Source organism: Candidatus Hydrogenedens sp., from assembly GCA_035361075.1.
GTDB lineage: Bacteria > Hydrogenedentota > Hydrogenedentia > Hydrogenedentales > Hydrogenedentaceae > Hydrogenedens.
In genome coordinates this window covers 1-6,921 of sequence record DAOSBX010000066.1, presented here as the reverse complement: position 1 = coordinate 6,921, position 6,921 = coordinate 1, and the positions used below count along the sequence as shown (strand labels likewise).

The window sequence follows — 6,921 nt, the reverse complement described above, 5'->3', positions numbered from 1 at the left end:
TCAATTTTTGCTTTTTCATATTCAGGAATATCCGTAGATGATTGATATCCTTTCGATTCTACTACAAGAAATATTTTATTACCTTTTGTGCTTTTTATAGCATAGCAAAAATCAGGGTTGTAATCGCCCAATGGGGTTTTGATTTTGAGGCGGGGTAATTTAGCAAAAATTTCAATACTATCAATATCAGGGTCCTGTTCCACAATTTCAAGTTCAAAATCGCTATCGTATTCAATTACTTCTTCAAATACCCATTTTGCCGTTAAAGAAAAATCTCTGTCAATATCCTTCTGGAATTTTCCTGTGCTTCCCGCATCCAAATAGGTTCTCTTGTTTTCTTCTTTGAATATATTTGGCAAAACAGTTCCATTAATGCCGTAATACTTGATGTTGGCTTTAATCAAGGCAATCAGGTGCTTTTTTATAATATCAGAAATTTCTCTTTGAGCCTGTTCTGGATTATTACAAATCATTTTTTTCTTAAAATCATCACTTAACGCATTAAACACTTTGACAACGAATGATAGTGGTGTTTTTGTATTATTGGACAATGTTTTTACAAATTCTAAATAATCAACTTTGCTTTTATGGGTGATGGTGTCTTTTAATTCTCTTGTAATGGCATCCTGTTTCTCAAGTTTATTTACATTTAGTTCTGCGCGGATGGTTTGCAATAAAATTTCTTCAATGTTGAGCTTTTCGATGTCCGCATTTATATTTTGTATCAATTGATTTTCTTGTTCTTTGGTCAAATTTTCAAGCACATAAAAAGCATTTTTGTTGATGGTATTCCATAGGTTTTGAAATTCTTTTGAATGTAGGGATTTAATATAAACTTTCTTTTTTTCTTTTTTCTTTTTGGCATCTTGAATGTAAGTATTGGCATCAGTAGCAAACAGATTTTCAAGCACACTTACTTGTTCTTTGGGCAGACCCAAGTTTCTTAGCTTTATAGAGTAATCAGGTGCTTTTTCGTAAACATCAATACCATCAATGGTCGTTTTGAATATAATCAATTGGCTATTTTCCATTGCCTTAAATATTTTGTGAACAGTGGTATCGTCACATTTTCCTTTGTCTTTAATAAGCCTTTTAAGTTCTTGTACTGTAAATGTTTCCTGAATAAGAAATGAATTGCTTAAAATTTCATTCTGAATGGATTCAACAAAACCTTGTTCTTTGCTGGATACAACAACATCAAGGTTGTTAATTTTCCAGAATAATTCCTGATTCTCATTTAATTTTTTGAGTGTTTGACGTTCCAAATTTTGATTTACGCAAATTCGTAAGCCTCTACCGATTTGTTGCAGTTTAGATATATCACTACCTTGATTAGAGAGTTTACAAATAGTAAAAACATTTGGGTTATCCCAACCTTCCTGCAATGCCCAGATTGAGAAGATGAATCGTGTAGGACTTTCAAAGGAAAGCAGTTTCTTTTTGTCTTTAAGAATTTCATCAACCCCTTTTTTTATCTTTTCATCAGCATTCCCCTTATCACCTGAGAAATATCCACGATGAACAACTAAATTACCTTCGCTATCAAAATCGTTTTGTAAGTATTTATAATATTCGCTGTTATGGTCAATAACCTTCAAAATTTCCTGTCGTTGACTTTTATACTCTTCTTCAAAAATATTTTTAATTTTTGGATGTTCACCTCTGTAAAGGCTAATATCATTGGGTATAAAAAATAATGTAAGTGCTTTTATTCCTTGCTCAAAGAGTTCTTTTTCCTTTTCAAAGTGAATTTTAATGGTTTCTCTGAGCATAGTACGCAAGCTTTCATCAGAAATGGAATAGTCAACTTTCTCGATTGTATTATCTGACAAAACAATAGAATCTCTGTTTATTTTTTTAATGCCTTTGCCATTAAAAATGGAACCTATGCTTAATTCTCGTCTTACAACAATACCATTTGTTAAGGTGTTCACAATGGCTTTTCTATTTTCAATGCTAACAAGTGTGTCTGTGTTTTCAACTATGTCTTGTGTGTAAACTACAATTTTCTTAACCAGACTTTGCCTGAAAGAAGAAATACTATCTAAAACATACGCCACATTAGATAAAGGTACGCTGTCTTTTTTATTAGGGAAAGTTGCACCAAAACGCAAGTAATAATTGTCAAATCCTTCAAAGTATTTTTTAAAGGCATCGCCATCAAAACGATGAGGTTCGTCCATTATCACTATAGGTTTCAATCGTTTTAAACACTCCAGGTAAGACTTTGGTGGGTTGGGATTTTCTTCAAATAAATTAGGTGCATAGATTTCACTTTCTAAAGGACGGTTTAGAATATTATCTTTATGGGCAAATGAGCTTGGTGTCATTACCAAAACTGATAAATGCGAAGTATTGATAAATTGGTTAACTGCTGAAATATTTCCTCCTTCATAAACAAAAACTTCAATTTCTTTTTCCTTTTCATTCGCATATAAACTCTTGAAATATTCTTTAGTATCGTCTAAATGCGTTTTTGTGCCTTCACGAATGGCAATAGAGGGAACAAGTATAATAAACTTCTTATAGCCGAAATGCTTACATAATTCAAAAATAGCTTTGATATAAGTAAAGGTTTTTCCCGTTCCTGTTTCCATCATGATATCTATATTTTTAGTGTTATTAACAGGAAAATTGTAATTGTGATTGTTTTGATGTTCTTTTAATACATCAGTAACATTTTTTCCTTGACGAAGTTGTTCAAAAATATTAACAATATTCTTTACGCAATCTTCTTGATACGTTTGAATTTCATACTGAAATTGTTTTGCTTCTATTCTCATCATAAATCTTTTTAGTTCTTTTAATCCTAATTGTTGTGTAATTGCAGGTTGTAAGGGGTATTATAATAAATATATCAAGGGATAAGAGAAAAGATAAAACAAGAAGTATTTGTAAATCAAGAAGGGGATGGATATGGCTGGAATTAAGTATTACCCGATGTCAAGGTAATAGTTTAACCGGGAAAGATTAGGGTACTTGAAGAAAACTGTAGTGTTTCTTGTGAAGCGGTTACAGTTAAGCATACGGACGATAAGCAAAAGGAATTAACGGATAGGTCATCATGACCGCATAAATTAAGGACCCTCTTAAATCCGTTGGAGGAATGAGTGATATATGAGATATGGCGGAATACCGGGCTGTGTATTAATGGCTTAGTGAAAGTGTTAAAACCGTCATCTATTTATAATCTGTCGCAACTGGACAATATTCAAATTATCTGGGGTTGTTCAATCATAATTTTTCAATTGTTAATTACGTTGTCAGGTTTTAAACGATTAGAGTATTGGGCAGTAATGGTCTTCGGAAATGAAGGGACAAATTTGATAGCCGTTTGAATTGAACAATTGAATCATTCTTAGAATTTCTTCGATGCTGATATGCCAATCAGGGGGCAAGTAATCGGCGGTATGTCGTGGGCATGAGAAATTGAAACTTTCGTCATAACCTGGTGCGTAGCCATCTTCGGTTCCTTCTTCGCAATGGAATCCGGAAGAGTTAAAGAACTGGATAATACGAAGGAGTTCTCCCAAGTTGATTTTGTTATCTTGATTTGTGTCTGCGGTATGTATTTCGGGAACGGGAATAGGATTGAATATATTTTGAACAAATGCATTTTTATTTCCATTGAGTTCTACCATCCATAGATATTCTTCATAATTGGTCAATCCATCATTATCAATATCGGTGGTTGGCGATAATGGTGATATGCTGATTGGGTATTCAAATGGAGAATAATTTTTTGAGAGTAGAAATGTGTTTTTCAGTATATCTATGTTCGTTCCGATGGTCAAAAGTCCTGTCAAGACATGTCGGAAAAGGTAATAGGAGGAATAGAAATTTGGTTCTGTTTTTAGTTGTTGGTAGTTCTGGATAAATTTACAGATGAATTGGTTTTCCCATATTCCCTGGGGGTTGCATAGTAGGTATTTAACAACTTCTATTTCCCATGCGTCGGGGATATTGGACTGGTTAATATCGCAGTCACTCCATACCTGTCTAACAAAGTATCCAATTTGTATCCCTTCATAGTCGAAGTTGGGGCATGTTTCGGTCCAGACACATCCTTCGCCTTCGGGGGTTCCTTCACCTTCGGGGAATCCTTCGGTAAAACCTTCTTCGGTTCCCTCTCCTTCGATGCAGGGTCCTGATGAGACTAAAATATCTACATTATTTCCGGGGTATATTTGTTCTCCTGCTGGGGGATTTTGATTGATTATTATTCCTGCTTCAATTTCATTATTACATTGATTCGTCACATTACCTATCATTATGCCAGCGGATTCTATTATACTTTCTGCTTCTTCTGTGGTTAATCCGATTAGATTTGGTACGGATATAGTACAGGGTCCTGTTGAGACACAGAGTGACACGGAGTTTCCTATTTCGACTGTTGTCCATGCTGGTGGGTCTTGGTCTATAACATAGCCAGATGGGTAATCATTATTGCATACTTCTGTAATGTCACCTACTGTTAAATCTCTGTCAATTATGGTTGTTTCTGCGATATTTTGGGGTGTCCCTATTATATTGGGTACCTGTGTGAGGTTTGTAAAAACACAGCGGACATATCGGTTTTTATCCATAGAAAAGGAACATTTTGGGTATGTAGGTAAGGTATCACCAAAATCACCTTCCCATCGGAGGAATTTCCAGCCTGGAGTTGTTTCCGTTCTCTCACAGCGGATAAATGTCCATTCAGCAAAATCTAATTCATGAATCCCTGTTGATAGGTTCAAAGGTTCGTTAAACCCCTCCTTCACAGAAACACTTCCTTCTCCAATAATCTCCAATGTTAGTCTATACCATGGTTTTTCAATGAATACTGCGGTAATATTTCGATTCTGGTCCATGGTAAGTACCATCAGGATATAATATTTAGGTTCGTTATCGCCTATATCGCCTTCCCAGTGGTCAAAACGCCATGAAGAATCCGTTGAATAGGATAGAACTGATATTGTTAATCCTTCAGAGTAACGGTGCGGTGCCCCATGCCAAGGGGTTGTTCCGCCCTGACCTATTACATTTATATTAAGGGTATATCCTGTATCGGCAAATCGTGCATTTACATACTTGTCGGAGTTCATAACTACTTGAATAAATTCTTCGTTGCTTATCACATCGCCAGTCCAGCCTCCAAAATAGACACCATCGGATGTGCCAGAACTAATCCCTACAATTCTGCCGTCCAGAAACCCATAGATACCTGGACCGGGAAATGTTGTGCCAGTGGCATTGCCACTATGTTCGATGGTTAACCTCCATTGTGCGGGAGCAAATACAGCGGTTATTGTCTTAGGTTTGTTCATAACAACTTGAATATTTAAATCTGTTCCTGTAACATCCCCTTCCCAGTGGTCAAATGCCCAGTTCGAAGTTGGAAGAGCATTTATAAAAACAGTAGTTCCAGAATCGTAATAGAACGTTCCAATACCAGGATTGACAATCCCTTCATCGCCGACTCTTTGAATTGTTAACATATATTTAATTTTCTCACCAGCAAAAGAAGGGGAAACAGCAATGAAGAACAAGAGAAGGATTAAGGGAAGGAAATATCTTTGAGTTTTCATATTTTATGTCCTAATTATTATGAGGGTTGATTTCTTTTGAATTTTCAGATTCTCGTTCTAAAATAGTTCTATATATATAACGACCTAATCGTGTCACAGATAATTCTCGTTCTGTCGGGATGCCGAACGGATTTTGTTGTGTCTGTGCATCTACAATTTGGAAATGAGGGCTATTAATGAAAACATCACATATATTCATACTTAATTCTTTAACATCAGTTTGGATAAAAACCTTCCCGTGAGGCTGTAAATAGGATGCTAACATTTCTACTAATTCTGGGGTAACCAATCTCCGCTTATGATGGCGTCTTTTGAACCATGGGTCGGGAAAGTTAATGCTAACCATGTGCAAAACACCAATAGGTAAACTTTCAAGAAGAGGTTGCAAAACAATATGTGCATGACCGAAAAAGAAGTAAAGATTGGTAAGCCCTACATCATCTTTCCAGCGGTTGGCTCGCTCTACTAATGGTTGTCGTATTTCCAGACCTAAGTAATTCCAGTCTTTATTTTTTTGTGCCAATTGAAGTAAAAATTTGCCACTTGCAGAACCCAAATCAAGATGGAGAGGTAGAAAAGATTCCGCGTATACCTCAGACCATGAAGGTATCGGAGGAATAACCTGATATTTCTTATTCAACGGATTTACATGCTGATGGATTCTCAAGGGTTGTTCACCTCTATAAGATATTTATCTATATTCATTATATATAATTATACACCCTTTTATTTTAATAATCTGTATTTTCAGATGCTCGTTTTAAACAACGGGATAAAAAGACAAAGAAGGCATGTGGCATAGACGAAACAGGCGAAATGAAAGACACAATTATTCGTATAAAAAATGGGCAGAACATATAGAATAGATTACCGAAGGTACCAACGATAATTTTTAAATAGCCTACTCTTTCAAAAATGATTTTTCCTATTATAAAACGATGATTTTGCTGTCATCTTTCTATTCATTAGCAAAGACGTTCTTGTTATTATTTTGTAGCGTAAACATATCTGACTGTGTTTACATAGGTAAATGTAGTACATTGTCTTGATGAAAAGAAACAGATAGGTTCACCTTAATTTAATCAAAGTCGTTTAATGCCTTAATTGGAGCAGATGCTATGAGGGAGAGGGATAAGTCTGCCTCGGTGGTAACAGAATTTTTTGGTGTATGTGCAAATATGGTTTATTTTACATAGATAAGAGGGCTTATGTTTTTTATAAAGAAGTGGAATAGACAATATTGATTGGATGCTGTTATCAAAAAATGAATTGTATTTATGAATTTTATCGCTGTACTTATCCTGGGCAGTAGCCGTCTTCGCCATCGGGGCAGGGATGGTAGCCACCCATG

The 6,921-nt window shown here is 35.4% G+C and carries 4 protein-coding genes; all 4 read right to left on the bottom strand.

The window, feature by feature from the left end; translation table 11 throughout:
- Positions 1-2,783 (bottom strand): DEAD/DEAH box helicase family protein (locus PLJ10_13195; protein ID HOK10601.1); only part of this gene is annotated, 2,783 nt, incomplete at its 3' end.
- Positions 2,784-3,278: 495 nt separating this feature from the next.
- Positions 3,279-5,570 (bottom strand): PASTA domain-containing protein, encoded by a 2,292-nt coding sequence (locus PLJ10_13190; protein ID HOK10600.1) that lies wholly within the window; start codon positions 5,568-5,570, stop codon positions 3,279-3,281.
- A 10-nt stretch (positions 5,571-5,580) separates the two neighbouring features.
- Positions 5,581-6,237 carry a tRNA (guanosine(46)-N7)-methyltransferase TrmB gene (gene trmB / locus PLJ10_13185; GenBank protein HOK10599.1) on the bottom strand — a complete coding sequence of 219 codons (657 nt, stop codon included), beginning with the start codon at positions 6,235-6,237 and terminating at the stop codon, positions 5,581-5,583.
- Positions 6,238-6,670: 433 nt separating this feature from the next.
- A partial coding sequence (locus tag PLJ10_13180) for a hypothetical protein (GenBank protein HOK10598.1) occupies positions 6,671-6,921 on the bottom strand: 251 nt, incomplete at its 5' end.

Coding starts and splice junctions, on each gene's coding strand:
- PLJ10_13190 (HOK10600.1), bottom strand. CDS start 5,570: ATGAAAACTCAAAGATATTTCCTTCCCTTAATCCTTCTCTTGTTCTTC.